The sequence below is a fragment of the Actinoplanes italicus genome (assembly GCF_003001815.1).
GTDB lineage: Bacteria > Actinomycetota > Actinomycetes > Mycobacteriales > Micromonosporaceae > Actinoplanes > Actinoplanes italicus.
Genome location: NZ_PVMZ01000009.1, coordinates 261059 through 284283, shown reverse-complemented (window position 1 = coordinate 284283; position 23225 = coordinate 261059). Strand labels below are relative to the sequence as shown.

The following is a 23225-nucleotide window of genomic DNA, read 5'->3' as shown; positions in this document are numbered from 1 at the left end:
ACGTTCCATACCCACACGACCCGACATCCCAGCAGCACACCCGCCCACACGTCCCAGCACCACACCCCCGCCCGCCCAACGCCACACCCACACGACCCGACATCCCAGCAGCACACCCGCCCAGACGTCCCAGCACCACACCCGCCCAGACGTCCCAGCACCACGCCCCCGCCCGCCCAACGCCATACCCACACGCCCAGACGTCCCAGCACCACACCCCCGCCCGCCCAACGCCATACCCACACGACCCCGCCCAGACGGCCCAGCAGCACACCCGCCCAGACATTTCTCTGACGTGCGGCGGTGATCCGGCACCTCGCCCCCGCGGCGTTCGGGTAGCGGGCCGCACCGCGTGCCCGGCCGGATGCCGGCAAGATTTGATGTCGATGAGCTGGCAGGATGGGTTCGTGGATCTTCGTGTCGAGCCATGGCGGCGCCCCGCTCATCGCCCCACCGGCCGGGAGGCGGCCGTCCTGTTGGTCGCCTTCGCGCCCGGCGAGGTGCTGCCGGCATTGGACATAGCGGCTGCGATCCCGCCGGGCGCACCGGTCGACGCGCTGGCGGTGCGCCTGCACCGATATGAGGACAGCCCCGAGTGGGTCGACGGTTTCCGCACCGGCCCGCTGCGTAACCTGGCCGCCCGCGAGCTGCCCGACCTGGGGCCGATCGACGAGGCTACCTGCTGTTACTCGATCCAGGTCAGCGTGCCGGACCCGACCGATCTGACCCACCTCCAGCTCGCCTGGGCGGTGGCGTCCCAGGCCTCACGGGCCGGGGCGGTCGCCGTGCTCGACGCGTTCGCTCACGACTGGTCACTGCCCGAGCCGATCGCGGCCCTCGACCCGCACCGCCCGTTCGACGTGGTGCGGGAGATCAGCGTGATCGCCGAGTCCGAGAGCAGCCCCGGTTTCGGCCATGCGGTCCACACCCGCGGCATGATCAAGTTCGGTCGCCCCGACCTGGTCATGGGCGTACCCGAAGACCGCATCGGCGACGCCGCCTCCATTCTGAACCAGCTCGCCGCGATGCTCGCCGAGGGCCACGTGCTGACCGCCGGCCAGCAACTACGAGTCAACGACGAGGAGACGCTGACCGTGGTCACCTACACCCCTGACGCCCAGGTCCCGAACGTCCAGTTGATCAAAGACGGCCTCCTACTGACCGCCGGCCAGGCTCCGCCCCCCAGGCCGTAACCAGACCACCCGCCGATCTTGTGCCGCTACGCCCCGCGAGCAGCCACAAGGTCACAAGATCCGCAGAAAGCAGGCGCCGCCGAAGGCGACCGCAGCAAAAGGCGAGCGCAGCAGAAAGCGGCCAGCAGACACAGGAACCAGGCCACAAAAGCCAGGCCATCCGCCGATCTTGCGAGGTCTCGCCGCCCGAGCAGCCAAAAAGTCACAAGATCCGCAGAAAGCGAGCACAGCAGAAAGCGGGCGCCGCAGAAAGCAGGCGCCGCAGAAAGCAGGCGCCGCAGAAAGCGAGCGCCGCAGAAAGCAGGCGCCGCAGAAAGCAGGCGCCGCAGAAAGCAGGCGCCGCAGAAAGCGAGCGGCAGACAGCAGGAACGCGGCCGCAACAACCAGGCCACCCGCCGATCTTGTCAAGTTTCGCCGCCCGAGCAGCCAAAGAGTCACAAGATCCCCGGGGAAGCGGTCGCGGCGAGCGGCGGGCGCGGGCGGCGGGCGCGGGTCGCGGCGAGCGGCGAGCGCGAGCGGCGAGTGGCAGAAGGCCGGTGACGGGCGGCGGGCGGGCGCTGCGCGGGCGGTCAGGTTGCTGGTGGGCGGCCACTCCCGTACGGAATCCATCGGTTCAACAAGAAAGCGGCCAAAACCCCGCACCCACCGACAACGACCGCAGCCGCGGAAAGGGTTGCCGCAGCCGTGACCGCGCCGATCAGCAGCGGCCCGCCACCCTGGCCGACGTCGGAGCAGAGGCGCCAGGGCCCGAGGAACTCGGCTCGGCCGGCGGCGGGTGAGGCGTCCGCGCCAAGGGTCATCACGAGGCCGGCGCTGAGCCCGTTGCCGAAGCCCATGAGCAGCGCCGCCGCGGTGAGGCCGACCACGCCGGAGGCGAGGGGCAGCAGGATGTGGGCGAGGCCGAGCAGGGTCATGGCGGGCACTGCGGCGGCGCGACGGCCGTACTGGTCCATGAGTTTTCCGGCGGGGTAGAACAGCAGCATGTCGATGCCGCCGGAGATGCCGTAGACGAGGCCGATGGTGGCGGGTTCGAGGCCGAGGGAGGCGCCCCACAGCGGCAGGATCGTCTGGCGGGAGGCCCGGAGCGCGCCGACCAGGAGGACGCCGGCGCCGAGGGTGCGCAGGGTGTGCCGGTTGGCTCGGATCACGGGCCACAGGCCGGGGCGGTCGGCGCCGGGTGGTACGGCCCGGTCGTGCGGGACCGGTGGCAGCAGGACGAGGATGACGGTGGCCAGGCCGACGCCGGCTATGGCCACCATGTAGGCGCCGTCGAGGCCGGCCACGTGCATGGCTCCGGCGCCCAGGAACGGGCCGCTGAAGGTGCCGATCCGGCCCACGCCGCCGAGGGTGGACATGGCTCGGGCGCGCAGTTCGGGGCGGACGGCCTCGGTGAGGTATGCGTGCCGGGACAGCGCCCACGCCGAACCGCAGAGGCCGAGCAACGCGACGGCGGCGCCGAGCAGGAGCACGTCCGGGGCGTACATGCAGGCCAGTAGCGCCGGTACGGCCAGTCCGGCGGCGGCGAGCATGGTGCGGCGCTCGCCGATCCGGGAGATCAGCACGCCGGCCGGGAGGGAACCGGTGATCTGGCCCAGGCCGAGCAGTCCGGCGACCACGGCGGCGGTGGCGGGGGACGCTCCGAGGCCGGTGGCGGTCAGCACGATGACCGGGGCGACGGCGCCGAGACCGGTGGAGTAGACCGCGGACGGCAGGTACACGGTGGGCCCGAGCTGACGAAGCGTCTGACCCTGGACCGCGGTCACGACCGCACCGCAGAAAGCAGCAGCACCGCGGGAAGCACCGGGGACAGCGGGCGGTCCCAGGGCAGCGGCCGCGTTGAGAACGACGGAGCAACGGTCACGACCCGCACCATAACGGGGAAATGTGACAGGGCGGCCCGGGCCCGGCGGGGGACCTCCGCCGGGCCCGGGCCTGAGGGGGTTAGTCCAGCTGGCCGTCGTAGTCGGGCAGTTTGAAGGTGCGTTCGGCGTGGCCGCCGCCCAGGTCGGTGGCGCTGTTGCCGATGTTGGCGACGATCGTGTAGCCGCGGCGTTCGATGTCGGTGCGAGCCTTGGTCTTGAGGGTCTGGTTGTCGGAGAAGTCGAAGGTGGGCCGGGTGTAGATGCCGGTCCAGCGGTATCCCACGACGCTCAGGTTGATCTCGGTGGCCGCCTCGATGATCTCCGGGCGGGCCGTGACGAAGAAGACCGCGGCGCCGTCGGCGCGGGCCTGGCGGGCGAGGGCGAGCACACCGGGCGTGGCGTCGTACGGCTTGTATCTGCTCTGCAGCGCCGTGTTGTCGATGTCGAGCACGATGGCTGCCCGGGCACCGGAGGCGGGGAGCCGCGCGTCGAGGTAGTCGGCGGCCTGGTCGGTGACGGCTTCGACGTCGGCGATCCACGTTGCGTAGGACGGCAGTGCGGCGGCGTGCGCCGGGGTGGCGGCGGCGCCGGTGAGCACGGCGGCGGCGACGGTGGTCACCAGTACGCGGAGGGAGAGGGTTCGCATGCGCCACATTATCGATGATCATAGATGAACGGGTACTGAAATCCGTTTTGTCGTGCTGCGAAGATGACGTTCATGGAAAAGACCCCCACGCTGTTCCAGCGTGATCCCGAGGACCGCAAGCGGGTCCTGCCCGAGGCCAATCCGGAGTGCCAGTGGGTGCTCGACGGCGAGGGGGTCGCCACCCGTAAATACGACGGCACCTGCGTGCTCCTCGACACCGACGGCACCTGGTGGGCCCGGCGTGAGGTCCGGCCGGGCCGTCCGCGGCCGCCGCACTACCGGCCGGTGGTCACCGACGAGAACACCGGCAAGACCATGGGCTGGGAGCCGATCCGCCAGTCCGCCTACGCCCGCTACCACGCCGAGGCGCTCGCGGCCGCACCGGCTGAGCGTGAGCCGGGCACCTACGAGCTGATCGGGGAGAAGATCAACGGCAACCCCGAGGGCGTACGCGGACACGCGCTGATCGCCCACGCCGACGCCGAGCGGCTGGACGCTCCGCGCGAGCTGGAGGCCCTGCGGGCGTTCCTGATGAGCCGCCCGTGGTCGGAGGGCATCGTCTGGCACCACCCCGACGGCCGCAAGGCGAAACTGAAGTACCGCGACTTCGCCTGAACGCTCAGCGGATGGCGAGGTAGGACAGCCAGCCCACGCCGACGATGACGCCGAGTGTGATCAGCCGGTACAGCACGACCACCGCGACGGCGAGCTCGGTGCCCATGCCACCGGCGAGCAGGCCGAGCACGAGCGCGCCGTCGATGATGCCGAGGCCGCCGGGAACGATGGTGATCGACCCGGCGGCCATCCCCGCGCAGTAGGCGAGCAGCAGCTGGCCCACGCTGATCGTGCCGCCACCGACCGCGATCGCGCACAGCCACAGGCAGGCGGCGTCGAGCAGCCAGTTGAGCAGGGCGAAAGTGACCGCGGCGGCCCCGTGCCCGGGGCTCAGCCGGGCGGCCCGCAACTGCTCGAGGAACCCGCGCACCCTCTCCTGGCCGTGGCCGCCGGGACGCCGGCGCAGCCGGTTGACCGGGCCCAGGACTGATCGGGCGACCACGACGAGGATCTCCGGGTGACGGCGCACCCCGACGGTGGCGAGCACGGCGGCGACGACCAGGGCCGCGAAGGTGTGCCAATCGGCGGCGCCACCCGCGGTGACCGTGCTGAACGCGGTGATGACGGCGAGCGCGGCGGCCGACAGGATGCCCGAGAGGGCGATGCACCAGGAGGCGATCGCGGGCGTGGCCCCGAAGCGGCGCATCTGACGGTAGTTGAGCGCGGTGGAGAAGGCCGGGCCGCCGGGCAGGGTGACGCTGAGCGAGTGGGCGGCGTACGCGAGCGCGGTGTGCCGCAGCAGCGACACCCGGACACCGGCCGAGCGCAGCAGGTGGCGCTGCATCCGCGCGTACGCCTGCATGGCGGCCGTCCCGGCGAGCAGCGCCGCGGCCAGCCAGCCGGGCTCCGGCGCGCGCAGGTGATCGAGGGCGTCGGCCAGGGCCGGCCAGCCGAGGAGCAACTCGGCGCCGAGGACCGTGCCGACGATCGCGACGACGATCCAGTGCGCCCATGATCGCCGTGACGTCTCCGCGAGCGTGGTCATGCGGTGCACCCCGTCGCTTAGTAAACATCCGTTGACTTCAAAACCGTACCGGCGTACGGGTTAGCGGGTCAACAGCCGTTTACGTCACATCGATCCGGCGGATAAGCTGGCACAACACGGCGGAGGGAGGACTGTGACAGATCTCGAGGACGAGCGGGCGGCCACCACACCACGGCGCCGCGACGCCGCGAAGACCCGGCAGCTGCTGCTCGATGCGGCGCTTCAGCGGTTCACCCGTGACGGGTACTCGGCCACCACGGTCCGCGACATCGCCGACGACGCGGGCGTCAACGTCGCGCTGATCAGCCGCTACTTCAAGTCGAAGGAAGGGCTCTTCGAGGCCTGCCTCACCAGCAGCGTCGACGAGGTGAAGCGGACCACCGGCGACTCGCCGCTGAGCCGCACGCCCGAGGCCATCGCCCGGCAGATCGCCGGCCCGTGCACCAAGGGCCTGCCCCACCATCTGGTGCTGCTGCTGCGCTCCTCCGGCGACGAGGGCGCCGACCGCATCCGGCTCAACCTCCTCCGGTCGTACGCCGAACGCCTCGCCGCGGCCGTCGGCGGCTCGGCTGACGACGAGGGGATGCTGCTACGCGCCCAGGTGGTGCTCGCCGCCGCCGCCGGGATCGCGCTCCTGCGTACCAAATCAGGTCTTGAGCCTCTCGCCTCCGCCACCGAGGAGGACCTCGTCCCGCCGTTGCGCGACCTGGTCGACGCGCTGCTGAAACCGCACTGACCTCACGGTCTGGTGATCCACACGTCGTCGACGGCGCCGTGGAACTGATCGTTGTGGCTGTGGGCGCTCTTGCCGCCGATGTTGAGCGACATCACGTTCTCGATGCGTAGTTCCGCCGGGATCGGCGTGGCCGAGCGGGACACGCCGTCGACCAGGATGACGAGTTCCGCCGGGCCGCGGCGGCAGATGATCCGGTGCCAGGCGCCGTCGGCCACCCCGACGTCGGCGACCACCACGTGGATTGTCCGCGAGTCCTCCCCCACCAGCACGCAGCTCGGGTGCCCGGCCCGCCCGTCGATCTGCAGCTTGAACTGGCTGCCCTCGGCGGCGTAGCCCTTCTGGATCACGTTCTGCCCGTCCGTGGTGTGCTCCGGTGACAACCGCACCGAGGCGCCGTAACTGAACGGCTCCGCACCCGGGTTGAGGCTGTCCCGGCTCAGCACCCGCAGGATCATTCGCGGACACGGCTCCCCCGTGCAGGGTGGCGGGAACTGCACCGCCCGCCCGGCGCCGTGCGGGATCCGGCGGGGCCGCGCCCGGTTACCGGTGAACGGCGTCAGGTCGTGGCCGGACCGGGAGACGTCGGCCCACGGCCGCGGGCCCTCGAAGCCGTACCGGGCGACCGTCACCGTCAGCGGCGGCGGGCTGGGCGTGACCCAGACGGCAGGGGACGGCCGGCCGGTACGGCGGGTGGTCGCGGCCACCGCGATCGCGGCGGCCGGCAGGGTCACCACCAGGGCGATCATCGCGGCACGGCGCCAGAAGCTCACATACGGTCAAACGCGGAGATCGCCGCCGGGGTGGCGGCCGGAGCCCGGACTGACCAGCCCGGTGTCGTAGGCGACGATGGTGGCCTGCACCCGGTCCCGCACGCCGATCTTGCCGAGAAGCGCGTTGACGTGGACTTTCACCGTTCCGGTGGTGATGCCGAGCAGCGCGCCGATCTCGGCGTTCGACAGGCCTTGCGCGATGGCGGTCAGCACGTCCCGTTCGCGCGGGGTGAGCGCCTCGATGCGCGGATCCGGCTCGGGCGGCGCCGCGAGAGTGCCGGCGGCGAAGGCGTCGATCAGGCGGCGGGTCACCACCGGGCTGAGCATCGCCTCGCCGGCCGCGACGGTACGCACGGCGGCCACCAGGTCGGTCGGCTCCGCGTCCTTGAGCATGAAGCCCGACGCGCCCGCCCGGAGTGCCTGGAAGACGTATTCGTCCTGGTGGAACGTGGTCAGCACGAGCACCCGCGGCGGGTTGGGCCCGCCGGTGAGACGGGCGGTCGCGGTCAGCCCGTCGACGCCGGGCATCCGCACGTCCATCAGGACCACGTCGGGCAACGCCGTCGCGGCCAGGGTGACGGCGGCGGCTCCGTCCCCGGCCTCGCCGACCACCTCCATGTCCGGCTGGGAGCCGACGATGGCCGCCAGCCCGGCCCGGACCATCACCTGGTCGTCGACGACCATCACTCGGATCGCGATGACGACACCTCCGGTCGGGCGGGTTCCGCTTCGGACGGCGCACGGGTGCCGAGGCCGTCCAGCAAGGATCGCATCGCGGTCAGGGCCTCCCGCGCGGCGGCCAGGACTCCGGTGAGGTCGCCGCGCTCGGCGGCGCCGGGCACCTCGGCGGCGTGCCGGAGCACGGCCTCCTGCAGCCCGGCGGCGATCCGATGCCGCTCCAGAAGGGCCCGGAACGCGGCCTGCTCCAGCTCCTGCGCCACCCCGCCCTCCTCGCGGACCCAGCGCCGGTCCCGGCGGCGGCGGGCAGCATGCCCCACCGCCCAGGGGCCCACCATCAGCACCGACAACACGACCGTGAACAGCAACGCCATCAGAACCCCGAGCGTCGCGTTCATCAGGACGCCCGACTCGTCGTCAGGCGACACGATCACGATCGTCAGGGCGAGCCACAGCGCCGCGGGCACGGCCGCGGCCGGTATGGAGAGCGCGCTCAGCCGTGGCCGGGCGCCCCACGACGCGACCGCGTGCACCGCCGCGAGATCCGCGGCGCCGCCGAACAGGAACACGTAGAACAGGCCGGGCCTCACCTGGCCGGTGACGGTCAGCAGCGGGCCGAGGGCGCCGGTCAGCGCCACGGCGCCGAGCACCCACCAGGCCGCCCGGCGGCGCCACAGCAGCGGCACGGCGTGCACGAGGTTCGCCAGCAGCACGAGCACGGTCTGGACCGGGGTCATGCCCTCTTCGAGGGCGATCACCACACCGACGACCGGCGCCAGCAGCATCAGCGCGACGGCCGCGGCATCCAGGGACGTGCGGTCGATTCTTCGCGGGTACGCCGTACGTGCGGCCCCCGCCTCGGGGAACACCGCCATCACCCGCCAGCCGCCCCCGCTCACCGGCCCGGCCTCGCAGGCGCCGCCGATCGACTCGGCCCGCTCACGCATCCCGGCGAGACCCCGGCCACCGCCGAGCCCGGCCGTCGTCCCGGTGCCGCCGTGGTCCTCGACGAGCAGCTCGGCCGGCGTGTACCGGACCAGCACCTCACCGCCCGGCGCGTACCGCAGGGTGTTGGTCAGTGCCTCCCGGACGATGCCGTACACCGCCTCGGCCCGCTCCGGCGGCGGATCGCCGTCCGGCAGTTCGAGAGTGATCCGCTGGCCGAGCTCCCGGAACCCGCCGGCCAGGTCGGCGAGCGAGGGCGTGTCGTCGCGCTGCCCGCCGAACGGCATGATCGCCACCAGCTGACGCAGCGCCGCCAGCGTCTCCCGCCCGGTCCGGGCCGCGAAGTCCAGCGCCTCGGCCCGCAGCTCGGGCCGCTGCTCACCGAGCATCTCTGCGGCCGACGAGTTCACCACGATCGAGGTCAGGTGGTGTGCCGTCACGTCGTGCAGCTCCCGGGCGAGACGGCGCCGCTCGGTGTCGGCGGCCTCCAGCCCGGCCCTCTGCGCGGCGGCGAGTCGCCGGGCGGCCTCGGCACGTTCGCCGTTCCAGCGGGCCCGCCGTCGTCCGAGCGCGATGATCAGACCGCTCCCGGCCAGCGACAAAGCGACGTAGACCGCCACCTCGCCCGGGTTCACCCGATCCGCGGCCGCGACCGTCTCGGCCGCCGTCGCCACGCCGTCGAGGACCGCCACGGCGGCGAGCGACCACAGCGCGACCCGCAGCGTGCAGTGCACCGCGACGCTGAACAGGGCGATGACCTCGGCTATCCCGATGACCAGCACCGCGTCGTAGGGGTCGCCCCACTGCGGCTCGGCCGGCGCCACCAGGATGGCCGCGCAGCAGGCGGTGAACACCGCCGCGAGAACGGGCACCGGCCGTTCCCGGCGCCACCCCAGAGCCGCCCCGATGAACAGGCACAGCACGGTCACACCGATCGCGCGGCCGGTCGCCACGGGCCGGCCGTCGAGAAGCAGCCACCCCGGCCAGTAGATCAGCTGCCCGGCGACGAGCAGCGCGGGAAGCGTCCACCTGGCCATGACCCGGCACTCTATCGAGATCAGCCGACCTCGCGTGGTGCGACCCGGCTGAGAGGTCGCACCACGCGAGGTGGATCAGACGCCGTCGAGGGGGCCGGTGGGGAGTTCGCGGCGGATCACCTTGCCGGTCGGGTTGCGGGGCAGCTCGTCGATGAACACCACGTCGCGGGGAACCTTGTAGCGGGCCAGGCTGGCGCGGACGAACTCCCGGATCTCCTGCGGGTCGCGAGCGGAGTCCTCGGTCGGGACGATGAAGGCGCGCAGCCGGGCGCCGAAGTCCGCGTCGTCGACACCGATGACCGCGGCGTCCATGACGTCCTCGCGGGCGATGAGCAGGTTCTCCACCTCGAGCGGATAGACGTTCTCGGCGCCGGAGATGATCATGTCGTCGTCGCGGCCGTCGATGTAGAGCAGTCCCTCGTCGTCGAAGTGCCCCTGGTCGCCGGTGGCCATGTACCCGTCGATGATCTGCTTGTGCTGCCCGTCGGTGTAGCCCTCGAACGGGATGCCGGTGCGCACGAAGACGCGACCCTTGGCGCCCACCTCGGTGACCGGCTTGTCGTCGGCGTCGTAGAGCGCGACGCGCACGGTCACCGGGGGCCTGCCGACCGTACCCGGGGATTTGCGCAGCTCGTGGGGTTGCGCGACCGACGCGACGGCGACCTCGGTGGAGCCGTAGACGTTGTAGAGCACGTCGCCGAACACGTCCTGGAAGCGCACGCACAGGTCGGGCGGCAGCGCCGACCCGGCCAGGAACACCGTCTTCAGCGAGGACGTGTCGTACTTGGCGATGACGTCCGGGCCGAGCGCGAGGATCCGGTTGAGCATCGTCGGGACGGCGACCAGCATGTGCGCCCGGTGCTGCGCGATGGCCGCGAGGATCCCCTCGGCGTCGATGCGGCGCAGCAGCACCGCGTGGTTGGCCAGCGACAACCCGACCGTCCAGGCGCCGAATCCGGTGGCGTGGAACAGCGGGGAGGCGATCACCGCCGTGCCCTGCCGGGGGAAGTCGATCCGGTCCGCGATCACGGCGCTGGCCAGCGGCGACACCTTGGTCCGCGGCGCGCCCTTGGGCAGGCCGGTGGTGCCGCTGGTCAGGATGATGAACCCGCCGGGCTTCTCGGGGACGGGCAGCGGGACGGTCGTGGGCTCGGCGGCGGTGAACTCCTCCACCGACAGCAGCCCGGCCGGGCGGACGTAACCGTCGTCCTCCCAGCTCAGGTACCGGGGCAGGTCGTCCGGGAGGCCGTCGACCAGCGGGGCGAACTCGCTGTCGTACATCAGGAAGCGGACGTTCTCCCGCTTGATCACCTCGGCCAGCTGGGACGCGGCGAGGCCGGTGTTGAGCATCGCCAGCCGCAGCCCGGCCCGGGCGGTGCCGGCGATCGCCAGCGCGAGGCCGCGATGGTCACGGGCGAGCACCCCGATGATCGACTTCTCGGGAAGCTCGACCTTGCGCAGGGCGTGCGCGAGGGCGTTGGACCGCTGGAAGTACTGCAGATACGTCCAGGTGCCCTTCTCGTCGGTGATGGCGGGCAGGTCCGGGTGCTCGGTGGCGGCCTTCTCGGTGAGGGCCGCCTGCGGGCCCAGTCTGGCGTTGTTGCCGGCCGCCTTGACCAGGCGATCCGGGCGTAGCAGGTTGACGATCCCGATCTGGTGCATCCGCAGAACCGCTCGCAGCGTGCTCACACTTCAGACCTTCCATTGAGGGGGTCGGTTCTCGGCGTAGGCGCGGATGCCCTCCTGGGCGTCCGCGGAGCCGATCACCTCGCCGGCGATGTCGGAGAGACGGTCGAAGGCCTCCGCGGCGCCCCAGTCGCGGTGTTCGTCGACGATGCGTTTCGAGAGCAGTACGGCGAGGGGCGCGTTCGCGGCGATGTCCTGGGCGAGTTCCAGCGCGGTGTCGAACGCCTTGCCCGGTGACGTGACGCGGTTGATCAGCCCCAGTTCGTGCAGCCGGCGCGCGGGCATCGGCTCACCGGTCAGGGCCAGTTCCAGGGCGGTGCTGCGGGGCAGGCTCCGCGCGAGCCGGAGCACCCCGCCGGCCGCGGCGACCAGGCCGCGTTTCACCTCGGGGATGCCGAAGGCGGCGTCCTCCGCGGCGACGATCAGATCGGCGGCGAGCGCGAGTTCGCAACCGCCGGCCAGGGCCGCCCCCTCGACCGCGGCGATCAGCGGCTTGGCGGGCGGTTTCGCGGTGATCCCGAGCAGGCCGCGGCCCTCGGTGATCGGATACTCGCCGCGGGCGGCGGCCTTGAGGTCCATGCCGGCGCTGAACACGGTGTCCGAGCCGGTCAGCACCGCCACCCGGGCCTCCGGGTCGGCCTCGAAGGCGTCGACGGCCTTCTCGAGCGCCCGCGCGGTGGTCAGATCGATGGCGTTACGAACCGCCGGCCGGTTGAGCCGCAAGACGGTGACCGGCCCGTGCCACTCGACGACGAGCGGCGGATCCGGAGGCGGCGGCAGCTCGGCCTCCGCTCCGCCCGTGTCGGTGAACGTGGATCCGACGACGTCGATCCAACGTCCCACCAGGCCGTCGATCTCCGGGATCTCGGGAATGCGAAGGACGACGCGATCGCCGTCCGGAGTGATCGCGGTGACGATCGCCGCCTCGGCGACACCGTCGCGGCCGTAGGGGACCGTGTAGGCCTCGAGAACCGCCGGCCCGGTGTAGGAGCCGAGCGCCCGGCGAGCGGGTGGCCGCGCCAGACGATGATCGACGTCGAGGTCACGGAACTCCCGGCGCGGCGGACGGGCCGAGAGAAGGGTCGCCGCGTGCTTGGTCAGGTACCAGCCGACGGCGGTCGCGAACCCGTAGCTGTCCGGATCTGATCGCAGCAGCGGCACCAGGTTGGCGATCGCGTGGCTGGAGTAGTTGTTGCCCGGCCCACCCGCGAAGGTCAGCCCGCCGGTGACGGTGAGCGGCCGCTCCGGGTCGTCGATCGGCAGCCCGAGCTCCAGGGCCGCGACCTGCACCGCCGAGGGGAAGCACGCGTACAGGTCGATGTGCTCGACGTCGCCGATGGTCACGTCGCCACGCGAGAGGACGGCCTCACCGACCGCCCTGATGGCCGGCGACGAGGCCAGGTCGGCGCGCTCGGTGACGTACCACTCGTCGGTGGCGTGCGCCCCGGCGTGCAGGAACACCCACCGGTCCTGGTCGATCCCGGCCTCAGTGGCCGCCGCCGCGCTGCACACGATGATGCCGGTGCCCTGGTTGACCTGGAAGTTCGCGGTGAGCAGCTTGGGATACGGGGCGGAGATCATCCGGTTGGCGGCGGTCGGCCCGGCCAGTTGCCCGGCGGTGTGCACGGCCGGCTGCCAGGCGTGCGGGTTACGGGCGGCGATCTCCGAGTAGCCGGCCCAGAGACGGGTGATCCGCTCCCGATGCTCGCGCTCGCCGATCCCGAGCCGGGTACGGAGGGCCGATTCGATCAGCGCATAGAGGTAGATCGGCGCGACCAGTCCGGCGGCCGTCTCCGGGTCGTTGTTGGCCGGGGCGTCACCGCCGACGATCCGGCCGGGCTCCGTGCCGTCGGGCTGTACCGGCCAGTCCAGCGTCCGCCCGGCCCGTTCGGCGGCGGCCGCCGTCGAGGAGGCCTCCGCCCCGCCGACCAACGCGATCGAGGCGTGACCGGAAGCGATCGTGGCGGCCACGTCATTGAGCAGCCGGAGCGAGCCGTCGCCACCGAAGATGGTGGTCTGCACGGTCGACGCTGCGGCGGCACCCAGCTCAGAGGCGATCAGCGCGGCACCGTCCCCGTATTGCCACGAGACGCTGGCGACGTACCCCACAAGGTCTGCTCTTCTGAGGATCTCCTGGTTGTCGCTGTCGTCGGCGGCGAGTCGCAGCGCCCGCACGGCCAGGGAGACCGGATCGCCGCCCTCGGGCTCGGTGGACCGGTCGGAGACCTGCCCGACCCCGACGATCACCGGGGTCCAGGCATCGATCTCCTCCCCGGTTCGACCGAAAACGATCGGTGCCGGCTTGGGGCCGGGCGGTCCGGTCACGGTCGCCGGCCGAGACGAGGATCCCGCGGCGGTACGCCCGGACGACGCGCCCACGGAGGACTTGCCGGATGGCCCGCCGACGCCGGACGAGCCGCCGGTGGCAGCGACGCGGCCCAGCTCGTCCAGGCTCTTGCGCATGGCGTCCACGAGGTTGCGGGCGACCATCGCCCCCATCGGCCCGTCCGCGGAACCGCCCTCGACACCGCCGTCGAACCGCACCACCGACCCGCCGCCATCGGCCGGGGTGACGCAGAGGTAGAAGCCGACCGCGATGCCCATCGGCGCCGTGCCCTCGAACCAGACGGCCCGCCCCGGCACCACGCCGGTGACCGTCCAGCGGACCTCGCTCGGCACCCCCATCAGCCTGATCCGCTGCCTGAACCGCACTCCCTCGGCGAACTCGGCCGGCTGCCCGTCGATCCATCCGGTGTGCTGCAGCACCCACTCGGGCATCCGCGCCGGGTCCACGAGCACCGCGAACACCCGCTCCGCACCGGCCGCGACGGTCGTCTGGACGCTGCCCGGGTGCACGAACCGGCGGGGCGGCTCGAGGGCCGCCGGCGGCGCGACGGGCTCCGGCCGGGCACGGCTCAGCACCGAACCGGCGGCCGCCCGCGCGACCGCGAGCCCGGCACGCAGACGGGTGAGTTTCCCAGCGGGCATCGACGCTCCCCTAACAGTCTGACGTGACGGTAAGGGGGTGACCTGGGTCACGGCAATAGCCCGGCGATCACTGAGAACAAGCTGTATGGACGCAACTAACCGTCAAGCCGTACGGTAAATGCCGTGAAACGAACGCAGGCACAACGCAGTGAGGCCACCCGGGGCAAGATCCTGGAGGCCACCGTGCAGTGCCTGGTCGAGCGCGGCTACGCCGAGACCACCACCGCCGAGGTCCTGGCCCGCGCCGACGTGCCCCGCGGCACGCTGCTGCACCACTTCCCGACCAAGGCGGATCTGCTGGTCGGCGCGGTGCACTACGTCGCGGGCCGCCGGGCCGAGGCCCTGACCGCCGAGCTCGCCGCGATCCCGGAGGAGGCCGACCGCCTCGACGCGCTGATCGACATCATCTGGCGGCACTTCTCCTCGCCGCTGTTCTGGGCCGCGCTCGAGCTGTGGAACGCGGCCCGCACCGACGCCGAGGTGCGCACCGCGCTCCTGCCGGTGGAGAAGGAGATCTTCGCCGTCCTGCACGACCGGGCGCGCGCGCTGCTCAGCGAGAGCTCGCCCGGCGACCCCCGCGTGCCGACCGTGGTCGAGTTCAGTTACGAAGTCCTCACCGGACTCGCCATGACCGGCATAGTCAGTGGCGACCTGGGCCGCCGAGAGCTGCTCATCCGCCGCTGGAAGCGTGCGGCCGCGATCCTGCTCGGCCACCGTGACCCGTCCACCCTCGTCGAACGTGCCCGCTCAAAGGAGAGTTAGTTGTACGACACCCCTGAACGCCGCGCCCTCGCCGACTCGATGAAGCAGTTCACGGGTCGTGAGATCCACCCTCACCTGGCCGACTGGGAGCGGGCCGGCGAGATTCCCCGCGACATCCACGCCCAGCTGGCCAAGGCCGGCCTCTACGGCATCGGGTTCGCCGAGGAGCACGGCGGCGACGGCGGCGACACGATCGACACGGTCGTGGCGACCGAGGCGTTCCTGGAGGCCGGCGGCTCGTCCGGGGCGCACGCCTCGCTGTTCACCCACGGCATCGCGCTGCCGCACATCATCGCCTCCGGCGACGCCTCGCTCATCGACCGGTTCGTCCGGCCGACCCTGGCCGGGGAGATGATCGGGGCACTCGGCGTCACCGAGCCGGAGGCAGGGTCGGACGTGGGCTCACTGCGCACCACCGCGGTCCGCGACGGGGACGTGTACGTGGTGAACGGCGCCAAGATGTTCATCACCTCCGGGATTCGGGCCGACTTCGTCACCACCGCGGTGCGCACCGGCGGCCCCGGCGCGTCCGGGATCAGCATGCTGGTGGTCGAGAAGGGCACACCAGGCTTCACCGTGTCCCGCAAGCTCGACAAGATGGGCTGGCTCTGCTCGGACACCGCGGAGCTGTCGTTCGCCGACTGCCGGGTGCCGGCCGCGAACCTGGTCGGCCCGGAGAACTTCGGGTTCGCGCTGATCGGGCAGGCCTTCGTGTCGGAGCGGATCATCGCGGCGGTGCACGCCTACTCGGTGGCCCAGCGCTCACTCGACCTCACCCTGGAGTACGTCCGGTCCCGGGAGACCTTCGGCCGGCCGCTGATCAGCCGCCAGGTGGTCCGGCACAAGCTGGTCCTGATGAAGCAGCGGATCGACCTGGCCCGCCAGTACACCCGATGGGTGGGCGAGCGGCACGCCGCCGGTGAGCCGATGATCGGCGAGGTGTGCCTGGCCAAGAACGCGGCGGTCGAGGCCTGCAAGTTCGTCGTCGACGAGGCCGTCCAGCTGCACGGCGGGATGGGGTACATGCGCGAGTCCGAGGTGGAGCGCAACTACCGGGACAGCCGGATCCTCGGCATCGGCGCGGGCGCCACCGAGATCATGACCGACCTGGCCGCGAAGATGTTCGGCTACCAGTGACCCGACCGGCGGTGCCGGATCTTTCCGGCTGGGACGCATCGCTGTCTCGATCGCGGTGAGACAGCGGTACGGCACAGCCGGGTGATAGATCTTCATACATGACTGATCTGGATTGGGTGCCGGACGGGATCGACACGAGCAGGCCGAGCGCCGCCCGGGTGTACGACTACTTCCTGGGCGGTTCGCATCATCTGCCGGTCGACCGGGAGCTGGCCGGCCACATCGAGGCGATGACGCCGGACATCGGCGCGACGATGCGGGCCAACCGGGCGTTCCTGCAACGGGCGGTGCGGTTCCTGGCCCGGGCCGGGGTGCGCCAGTACCTGGACATCGGCTCGGGCATCCCGGCGACCGGCAACGTGCACGAGATCGCGCAGGCCGAGGCGCCGGGCTCGGCGGTCGTCTACGTCGACGTGGACCCGGTCGCGGTGGAGCACAGCCGGGCCATCCTGGCCGATGTCCCCGCCACCGGGGTCGTCCTCGCCGATGCGCGGGACACCGAGCTCGTGCTCAGTGCCACGGCCGAGCTCGGACTGATCGATTTCGGGCAGCCGGTGGCCGTACTCCTGGCGGGGGTGTTGCATTTCGTTCCGGACGAGGCGAATCCGGCCGGGATCGTGGCCGGGCTGCGTGCCGCCGTCGGCCCGGGAAGTCATCTGGTGATCTCGCACGCGACGGCAGACGGGCAGCCACCGGAGGTGATCGAGGCGCAGAAGTTGTCGTCACGCACCGGCACCGGGATCGTGCTGCGGTCGCACGCCGAGATCGCGTCCTGGTTCGACGGCTTCCCGCTGGTCGAGCCCGGCCTGGTGCACATTCCGCTGTGGCGCCCCGAGCCGGGTGAGGCCGTCGGCCACCCGGAGCGGTTCGGCGCCTACGCGGGGGTCGGCACGGCCTGAGAACCGCCTGACGAAGGTGCCGCGTGGACGAGGGCGTCGATCAGCTTGTCGATGGTCCCGGGGAAGGCCGAGTTGTACATCGACGGCAGGTGTTCGCGCACCAGGTGCACGTTCGGATAGCTCTCGGCGGGCAGCGAGGTGTAGACCCGGGACCAGGCCTCCTGCTCGGCCGCCTCCTGCCCGGGGGTCAGCTCGGCGGCGTCGACCGCTGCCACCGCCAGCACCGTGTCGACGAAGTCGCGGTAGTGCCGGACCGCGTCAGCCGGGGCGAACCCCGCGCTCAGCATGATGCCGATGCCGGTGTCGACGACCCGCATCTCGTGCGGGCCGGCGGTGACCCGGATCGCCCGCAGGTGCGCGAGCCGCGGGTGCAGCCGCATCGACCGGCGCAGCGAGGCGGCCAGGTCGCGCAGCGAGTCGGCCCAGTGCTCGCGCGGCACGAACTCGGCGAACGCGTCGCCGATCAGCCGGTCGGCGAGGGCGAGCAGCAGCGCGTCCATGTCACGGAAGTAGCGGTAGACGGCGGTCGGGTCGGCACCCAGCTCGGCGCCGAGGCGGCGGACGCTCAGTTTGTCGCCGCCAGGCGCGTCGATCAGACGCAGAGCTGTGTCGACGATCATGTCCGCGGTGAGCACGACACCGGTCCGCGTTTTCCGGCGTCGGGCCCCCACGCTGCGCACACGTTCCACTCCAGGCACCACACCACCATAGGTCCTCCTTATGTCAACGCATTGACATAAGCGTGCGGGGAGCGGTTTCATCTGTTCACGAGATCTCCAATCGGCCGACACCCGCGGAGATCTCGAGAGAGTTGAAGGGACTCACCATGGCGGCCACACCCCCCGCTTACGATCTGGCCATCCGCACCGACGAGCAGCGCATCCGCAAGGCCCTAGCCGGCGCCGCTCGCACCCCGTTCTGGCTGGAGGACCCGGGTCGGCCGGCCCCCCAGCCGGCGCTGAACGGCTCGACCGAGACCGAACTGCTGGTCGTCGGCGGTGGCTACTGCGGGCTGTGGACGGCGCTGATCGCCAAGGAGACGAACCCGTCGCTCGACGTCGTGCTGGTCGAGGGCAACGAGATCGCCTGGGCCGCGAGCGGGCGCAACGGCGGCTTCGTCGAGGCCAGCCTCACCCACGGCACCGAGAACGGGCGCCGGCACTTCGCCGACGAGCTGCCCATCCTCGACGCCCTGGCCGCGGAGAACTTCGCCGGTTTCGAGGCCGCCCTGACCCGGCACGGCATCGACGCCGAGTTCCAGAAGGAGGGCGTGCTCGCCGTCGCGACCGAACCGCATCAGGTCGACGAGCTGCGCGAGGCGGTCACCGACGGCACCACGTTCTACGGCCGCGAGGCGCTGACCGCGCTGGTGAGGTCGCCGCTCTACCGGGCCGGCCTCATGCAGCACGAGGGCGCCGCGCTGGTGCACCCGGCCAAGCTGGCCTGGGGCCTCAAGGCCGCCTGCCTCAGGCTCGGCGTGCGGATCTTCGAGAACACCCCGGTCACCGACATCAAGGACCAGGGCTCCTCGGTACGCGCGGCGACGTGGGCCGGCAGCGTGCGTGCCCGCAAGGTCGCGCTGGCCACGAACGGCTTCCCGTCTCTGCTCAAGCGCAACCGGCTGCTGACCGTGCCGGTCTACGACTACGTGCTGATGACCGAGCCGCTGACCGACGAGCAGGTGGCGGCGATCGGCTGGACGAAGCGGTTCGGCATCTCGGACACCTCGCGGCAGTTCCACTACTACCGGATGACCTCCGACAACCGGATCCTGTGGGGCGGCTACGACGTGGTCTACCACAGGGGCGGCGCGATCCGGCCCGAGCACGACCAGAACCCGGAGACGTTCGCGCGGCTCGCCGACCACTTCATGCGGACGTTCCCGCAGCTCGGGGACGTGAAGTTCAGCCACGCGTGGGGCGGCATGATCGACATGTGCACCCAGCTGGCCGCGTTCCAGGGCCGGGCGATGGGCGGCAAGGTCGCCTACAGCAGCGGCTTCACCGGCCTCGGTGTCGCCGCCACGCGTTACGGCGCGACCGTGATGCTCGACCTGCTGGACGGTAAGGACACCGTCCGCACCCGGGTGAAGATGGCCAAGAAGAAGCCGTTGCCGGTCCCGCCGGAGCCGGTGTTGTATCCCGCCGTGCAGGTGATCCGGAACGCGATCGCCCGCTCCGACCGCAACGGCGGGCGGGACGGTTTCATCCTGAAGGCGGCCAACGCCTTCGGCTTCTCGTTCGACTCCTGAGCAGCGGAGACTCCTGAGCAGCGGAGACTCCCGAGCGGCGGAGACTCCCGAGCGGCTTAACAGCCGGCCGGCCCGCGTGTGCGGGCCGGCCGGTCAGGCCCGGAAGCCCGGCTCCACCTCGCGGACGCAATGCTCCGCGTCCTCGGCCGACACACCCTGCGCGGTCAGCGCCGCCATCACCTCGGCCGGTCGCGCACCACCGTCGACGACGCTGATCCCGCCACCGGCGCCGCGCACCAGATGAATCCGGTACCGCGCGCCGGTCCATTCCACCCGCACCGCGGTGATCGGCCCTTCAGCTGGATAACCCATGGTGACGATCCTAGGGACCCCATATCCAATCACCGGCACCGAGTCACCCCCCGTGAACGGGGCGTGGAGACCATCCGAACGGACTCTGGCCCCGCGGGGACAGGACATACATGCTGATGCATTGATCCTCCCGACCCCCCGGGGAGCCCCGAATTGTCGTACCACCATGCGCCGCAGCCCCGCCGTGCCGCCTGGTTGTTCCCGGCCGCCCTGGTCACCGCGCTGCTGGCCGTCGGCGGCACCGTCTTCTTCCTGCTGACCGGCGGTGACGACCCGGAGCCGGCCGCCGCGAGCACCGATCCGGCGACCACGATCCCGGCCGCGGCCCCGCCCGTGGTCACGCCGGCCGGCCGGATCACCACCGAATCCGGCCCGGACGACGGCAGCTCGGTCGACGTCAGCTGCTTCCTGGCCAGCAATGTCGGCCCGCGCAAGGAGTTCACCATCAAGGCGGACCGCACCGGCCGGCACGACTTCAGCCAGGCCTGGGAGGCGGAGGGCTACTTCTGTGACGTGATCGCGGTCGACGGCAGTCCGCAGGAGATCGTCACCCCGGCCGGCGACCGCGAGGAGACCGCCCTGCGGGCCACGGGTTACGCCGACGACGACATCTCCAGCCTCTTCGCGATCTGCGCCGACGTGAACCCGGCCGAGGACTATCTCAAGCCCGGTTACGAGATGACGACCGAGCGGTCCGACGAGCTGATCGGGGCGCTCGTGCTCTGCCCGGACCAGCCGCTGTCGCAGAAGTGGCGCCAGCTCATCCAGCGCGAGGGCGGCCCGGCGGGCACCACGGTCGGTGACGGCCTGCACCGCGTCGGCCAGCTGGTCGAACCGGGCACCTACACCGCGGCCGAGGAGGACGGCTGCTACTGGGAACGGCAGTCCGGCGCGGGCAAGGCGCTGGAGGCGAAGTTCGTGGCGCCGGGCACCCGGGCCACGGTCACCGTCCGGTCCGGCGACACCGCCTTCCTCTCGGCCGGCTGCGGCGGCTGGAAGCGGGCCTGACGGCCCTACTCCTCTTCGAGGAGGGCGTGGAGAAGCCCGCGCAGGGTCCGTTCGAACAGATCGGCGCGGGGCACTCCCGGTTGCCCGAACGAGGCGACCAGATGGGGGTACGGGGTGAGGTCGAGCCCGGTGAACGCGGGCGGCGGCGCCGACCGCTCACTGCGGACGAACAGCGTGACCACCCCGGTCGTCATGGCGAGCGCCTCGAACTTGGCGGCGCTCGCGCAGCGTACCGGCGTCAGCACCCGCAGGCAGTGGTCGAAGAACGCCAGGCCTTCCGGGCCGATGCCGGTCGCGCGGCCGAGCAGCTCGATCAGCCAGGGATGCCGCCGGTAGAGGCCGAGCTGCCGGCCGGCCAGCTCCAGCAGCGAAGCGATCGGGTCCGGCCCGGGTTCGGGGTAGGGCCGTAGCTCGGCGACCACCCGGTCGGTCATCAGGTCGAGCAGGTCGTCGCGGGACGACAGATAGCGGTAGAGCGTGCCCGCGCCGGTCCCGAGGGCGGCGGCGACGGCGCGCATCGAGACGGCGTTCAGCCCTTCGGCGTCGGCGAGCGTGACGGCCGCCGCCACGATCTCGTCCCGGCTGTGGGTGGGTTGCGGTCCGCGGCTGCCACGTTCCGGGCGGAGCCAAATCGAGGGTGCGTCGGTCACGTGCACTACTGTAAACTGCAAACAGCGTTCGCGGTTTATCACCGGTAGTCAGATGCGGGAGGCAGTCAGATGTGGGAGGCAGTCAGATGATCGAGGCGAGAGACGGCGCAAGGCTTCGCCTGCACACCACCGGCGCCGGGCCGGACATCGTGGTGGCGCACGGAGGGGGTGTGACCATCGACATCTACCGGCGGCTGGCCGCCCGGCTCGCCGACCGGTTCACCGTCCACCTCTACAACCGGCGGGGCCGGGCCGACGCGCCGCCGCGCAGCGAGCCCTACTCGATCCAGGAGGACGTCGACGACCTGGCCGCGGTGCTGGCGCACACCGGAGCGACCAATGTGCTCGGCCACAGTGGCGGCGCGGTCGTCGCGATCGAGGCGGCCCGTCAGCAGGTTCCGATGACGCGGCTCGCGGTCTACGACGTGCCGCTGCCGGTCGACGGCATGTTCCCGACCGACTGGCTGCCCGCCGCGCGGGCCGCCGCGAAAGCCGGTGACAACCCCCGTGCCCTGGCACTGACGGGCGCCGGGCTCAACCCGCAGATGCCCTCGTCCAAGCTGCCGGTCGGCATGCAGGTGGCGATCATCAAGCTGTTCATGCGCACGCCGATCGGGCGGACGATGGGCGACCTGGTGGCCATGACCCTGGACGAGTCGCAGGCGATCAGCGAGCTCCGCGGGCCCGCCTCCCGGTGGGCCGGCATCACCGCCGAGGTGCTGCTGGTATGCGGAGCCAGCGGCCCGCCCTACTACCCGAAGATCCACGCGGCGCTGGCCGAGGCCATACCGAACGCCCGCACCCTGGAGATCCGGGGCAGCAACCACGACGGCCTGGCACGGGCGAATCCATCCCTCGTCGAGCCGTTCGCCGAGTTCTTCGCCCGGCCCTGACAGAGCCCGGCGCTGACGGAGCCGGCGCTAGCGCTCCTTCGCGGCGGCGGTCCACTCCTCGCCGACGCAGCCCTCCTCGTAGTCCCACCAACCGTCACGGGCGCCGGCCCGCAGCACACGCTGCACGCCGGCCAGGTCGGCGCCCGGCGGCACCTCGAGGGCGACCAGGCCGTACTGCTGGATGCCCTCGCCGGTGACACCGAACGGCTCGAAGGCGTCCAGCACCCGCTGCCGGGAACCGCGCAGCGGGCCGCTGCGGAACGGGACGACCCGGATCGTGCAGTTGCCGGACCACTCGACGTGCTCGGTGGCCCAGAGCACCCCGTCGGCGTCCGGGCGTACCCGCACCAGGTCGCCGTTGGCGATGCCGCGCACGAACCAGGGGACGTTGGCCAGGCGTACCACATCGTCGGAGACGGTCTCGGCCCACAGGCTCTCGACGTCGACCGGAGGCCAGTCGGTGTCCTCACGCGGCAGGTCGAAGTGCACCTTGACGCTCGCCATCAGGCGTCTCGCCCGCTCATCGCCATCCCCGTCCGGCCCGCATCCGACCCCCGCGGTGACGTAGTCTCCCAGAAGATCAGCGCACACCGCCCTCGGGCATGTGGGCGAACCATTCCGCACGGGCGATCGCGTACTCGACCTCGCCCTCCTCGGATCCGGGGATCGGCGGGAAGTCGGGGAAGAACGTGCGCTCGTAACGCAGACCGACCTTCGCAATGACGGCACGGGAACCGGCGTTGACGGTCATGGTCTGCGCCATGATCCGCTCCAGGCCGACGGTCTCGAAGCCGTGCCGCAGCAGTTCGCGGGAGGCCTCGGTGGCGTATCCCTTACCCCACTGGGCGCGGGCCAGCCGGTAACCGAGCTCAGCGGCCGACGGCTCGTCCAGGGGCGGAAGCATCAGCACGCCGATGAAGTCACCGGCCGGGCCGAACCCCACCCAGTACCCGAGCCCGTCGACCCGGCGGCCCAGCTCCATCCGCCGCCGGTGCGCCTCGGCCACCTCGTCGCGGGTGCGGGTCCGGCCGTAGAGATAGCGCAGCACCTCGGGATCGGAGTCCAGCTCCACCTCCAGGTCCAGGTGCTCGTCGGTGAGCGGGAGCAGGAGCATCCGTTCGGTGCGCAAGATCGGTTGCGGCATCCGCCCACGATCACACAGCGGCCCCGAT

At 71.7% G+C, this 23225-nt stretch carries 22 protein-coding genes; 9 read left to right on the top strand and 13 right to left on the bottom strand.

Going from position 1 to position 23225, the window contains the following annotated elements:
• The first annotated feature begins 386 nt into the window (after nt 1–386).
• Nucleotides 387–1193 carry a hypothetical protein gene (locus tag CLV67_RS23275; protein WP_146169266.1) on the top strand — a complete coding sequence of 269 codons (807 nt, stop codon included), beginning with the start codon at nt 387–389 and terminating at the stop codon, nt 1191–1193.
• Between the two features lie 569 nt (nt 1194–1762).
• On the opposite strand, the gene CLV67_RS23270 is transcribed toward CLV67_RS23275, so the two are convergent.
• Nucleotides 1763–2956 (bottom strand): MFS transporter, encoded by a 1194-nt coding sequence (locus CLV67_RS23270; protein WP_106321774.1) that lies wholly within the window; start codon nt 2954–2956, stop codon nt 1763–1765.
• 178 nt (nt 2957–3134) lie between these two features.
• Nucleotides 3135–3701: an HAD family acid phosphatase gene (locus CLV67_RS23265; protein WP_239166462.1), complete on the bottom strand. Its 567-nt coding sequence runs from the start codon at nt 3699–3701 to the stop codon at nt 3135–3137.
• Between the two features lie 72 nt (nt 3702–3773).
• On the opposite strand from CLV67_RS23265, the gene CLV67_RS23260 reads away from it, so the two are divergent.
• On the top strand, nt 3774–4316 hold the full coding sequence (locus CLV67_RS23260; protein ID WP_106322036.1) for a hypothetical protein: 543 nt from the start codon (nt 3774–3776) through the stop codon (nt 4314–4316).
• Nucleotides 4317–4320: 4 nt separating this feature from the next.
• Here the strand turns inward: CLV67_RS23260 and CLV67_RS23255 are convergent, their stop codons facing one another.
• The gene (locus CLV67_RS23255; protein ID WP_106321770.1) at nt 4321–5301 is read right to left on the bottom strand and encodes a lysylphosphatidylglycerol synthase transmembrane domain-containing protein; all 981 of its coding nucleotides are present in this window, start codon (nt 5299–5301) and stop codon (nt 4321–4323) included.
• A 133-nt stretch (nt 5302–5434) separates the two neighbouring features.
• On the opposite strand from CLV67_RS23255, the gene CLV67_RS23250 reads away from it, so the two are divergent.
• On the top strand, nt 5435–6037 hold the full coding sequence (locus CLV67_RS23250; RefSeq protein WP_239166461.1) for a TetR/AcrR family transcriptional regulator: 603 nt from the start codon (nt 5435–5437) through the stop codon (nt 6035–6037).
• Between the two features lie 2 nt (nt 6038–6039).
• Here CLV67_RS23250 and CLV67_RS23245 read toward each other — a convergent pair whose 3' ends face one another.
• The 5 genes from CLV67_RS23245 to CLV67_RS23225 all read right to left on the bottom strand — a co-directional run bounded on the left by CLV67_RS23245 (nt 6040) and on the right by CLV67_RS23225 (nt 14141).
• Complete coding sequence (locus CLV67_RS23245; protein WP_106321768.1) at nt 6040–6807, bottom strand: LamG-like jellyroll fold domain-containing protein; 768 nt, start codon at nt 6805–6807, stop codon at nt 6040–6042.
• Nucleotides 6808–6813: 6 nt separating this feature from the next.
• The gene (locus CLV67_RS23240; RefSeq protein WP_211304158.1) at nt 6814–7491 is read right to left on the bottom strand and encodes a response regulator; all 678 of its coding nucleotides are present in this window, start codon (nt 7489–7491) and stop codon (nt 6814–6816) included.
• A complete protein-coding gene (locus CLV67_RS23235) occupies nt 7491–9467 on the bottom strand; it encodes an ATP-binding protein (protein ID WP_106321764.1) in 1977 nt (658 codons plus the stop codon). The genes CLV67_RS23240 and CLV67_RS23235 overlap by 1 nt, the downstream gene beginning before the upstream one ends.
• A gap of 75 nt (nt 9468–9542) precedes the next feature.
• The gene (locus CLV67_RS23230) at nt 9543–11156 is read right to left on the bottom strand and encodes an AMP-binding protein (RefSeq protein WP_239166460.1); all 1614 of its coding nucleotides are present in this window, start codon (nt 11154–11156) and stop codon (nt 9543–9545) included.
• Between the two features lie 3 nt (nt 11157–11159).
• On the bottom strand, nt 11160–14141 hold the full coding sequence (locus CLV67_RS23225) for a type II toxin-antitoxin system Rv0910 family toxin (RefSeq protein WP_106321762.1): 2982 nt from the start codon (nt 14139–14141) through the stop codon (nt 11160–11162).
• A 123-nt stretch (nt 14142–14264) separates the two neighbouring features.
• On the opposite strand from CLV67_RS23225, the gene CLV67_RS23220 reads away from it, so the two are divergent.
• The 3 genes from CLV67_RS23220 to CLV67_RS23210 all read left to right on the top strand — a co-directional run bounded on the left by CLV67_RS23220 (nt 14265) and on the right by CLV67_RS23210 (nt 16939).
• The gene (locus CLV67_RS23220) at nt 14265–14903 is read left to right on the top strand and encodes a TetR/AcrR family transcriptional regulator (protein ID WP_106321759.1); all 639 of its coding nucleotides are present in this window, start codon (nt 14265–14267) and stop codon (nt 14901–14903) included.
• Nucleotides 14904–16040, top strand: a complete 1137-nt coding sequence (locus CLV67_RS23215; protein ID WP_106321757.1) for an acyl-CoA dehydrogenase family protein — start codon at nt 14904–14906, stop codon at nt 16038–16040.
• A gap of 98 nt (nt 16041–16138) precedes the next feature.
• Nucleotides 16139–16939 (top strand): SAM-dependent methyltransferase, encoded by an 801-nt coding sequence (locus tag CLV67_RS23210; RefSeq protein WP_106321755.1) that lies wholly within the window; start codon nt 16139–16141, stop codon nt 16937–16939.
• Here the strand turns inward: CLV67_RS23210 and CLV67_RS23205 are convergent.
• Entirely contained in the window at nt 16915–17574 is a 660-nt protein-coding gene (locus CLV67_RS23205) for a TetR/AcrR family transcriptional regulator (RefSeq protein ID WP_239166459.1), read from the bottom strand. The genes CLV67_RS23210 and CLV67_RS23205 overlap by 25 nt on opposite strands.
• Nucleotides 17575–17765: 191 nt before the next feature.
• Between CLV67_RS23205 and CLV67_RS23200 the strand changes: the two genes are divergently transcribed.
• Entirely contained in the window at nt 17766–19190 is a 1425-nt protein-coding gene (locus CLV67_RS23200) for an NAD(P)/FAD-dependent oxidoreductase (RefSeq protein ID WP_106321751.1), read from the top strand.
• 93 nt (nt 19191–19283) lie between these two features.
• On the opposite strand, the gene CLV67_RS23195 is transcribed toward CLV67_RS23200, so the two are convergent.
• The gene (locus CLV67_RS23195) at nt 19284–19502 is read right to left on the bottom strand and encodes a hypothetical protein (RefSeq protein WP_106321749.1); all 219 of its coding nucleotides are present in this window, start codon (nt 19500–19502) and stop codon (nt 19284–19286) included.
• A 153-nt stretch (nt 19503–19655) separates the two neighbouring features.
• Here CLV67_RS23195 and CLV67_RS23190 point away from each other — a divergent pair, with 153 nt between their 5' ends.
• Entirely contained in the window at nt 19656–20510 is an 855-nt protein-coding gene (locus CLV67_RS23190) for an Rv1352/Rv1906c domain-containing protein (protein WP_146169265.1), read from the top strand.
• A gap of 5 nt (nt 20511–20515) precedes the next feature.
• On the opposite strand, the gene CLV67_RS23185 is transcribed toward CLV67_RS23190, so the two are convergent.
• Complete coding sequence (locus CLV67_RS23185) at nt 20516–21160, bottom strand: TetR/AcrR family transcriptional regulator (protein WP_203737206.1); 645 nt, start codon at nt 21158–21160, stop codon at nt 20516–20518.
• An 86-nt stretch (nt 21161–21246) separates the two neighbouring features.
• On the opposite strand from CLV67_RS23185, the gene CLV67_RS23180 reads away from it, so the two are divergent.
• Nucleotides 21247–22053 (top strand): alpha/beta fold hydrolase, encoded by an 807-nt coding sequence (locus CLV67_RS23180; protein ID WP_106321744.1) that lies wholly within the window; start codon nt 21247–21249, stop codon nt 22051–22053.
• Between the two features lie 27 nt (nt 22054–22080).
• On the opposite strand, the gene CLV67_RS23175 is transcribed toward CLV67_RS23180, so the two are convergent.
• Together CLV67_RS23175 and CLV67_RS23170 are read right to left on the bottom strand one after the other, a co-directional pair.
• The gene (locus tag CLV67_RS23175; protein WP_106321742.1) at nt 22081–22557 is read right to left on the bottom strand and encodes a DUF4265 domain-containing protein; all 477 of its coding nucleotides are present in this window, start codon (nt 22555–22557) and stop codon (nt 22081–22083) included.
• A 76-nt stretch (nt 22558–22633) separates the two neighbouring features.
• Complete coding sequence (locus tag CLV67_RS23170) at nt 22634–23197, bottom strand: GNAT family N-acetyltransferase (RefSeq protein ID WP_106321740.1); 564 nt, start codon at nt 23195–23197, stop codon at nt 22634–22636.
• Nucleotides 23198–23225: the final 28 nt, after the last annotated feature.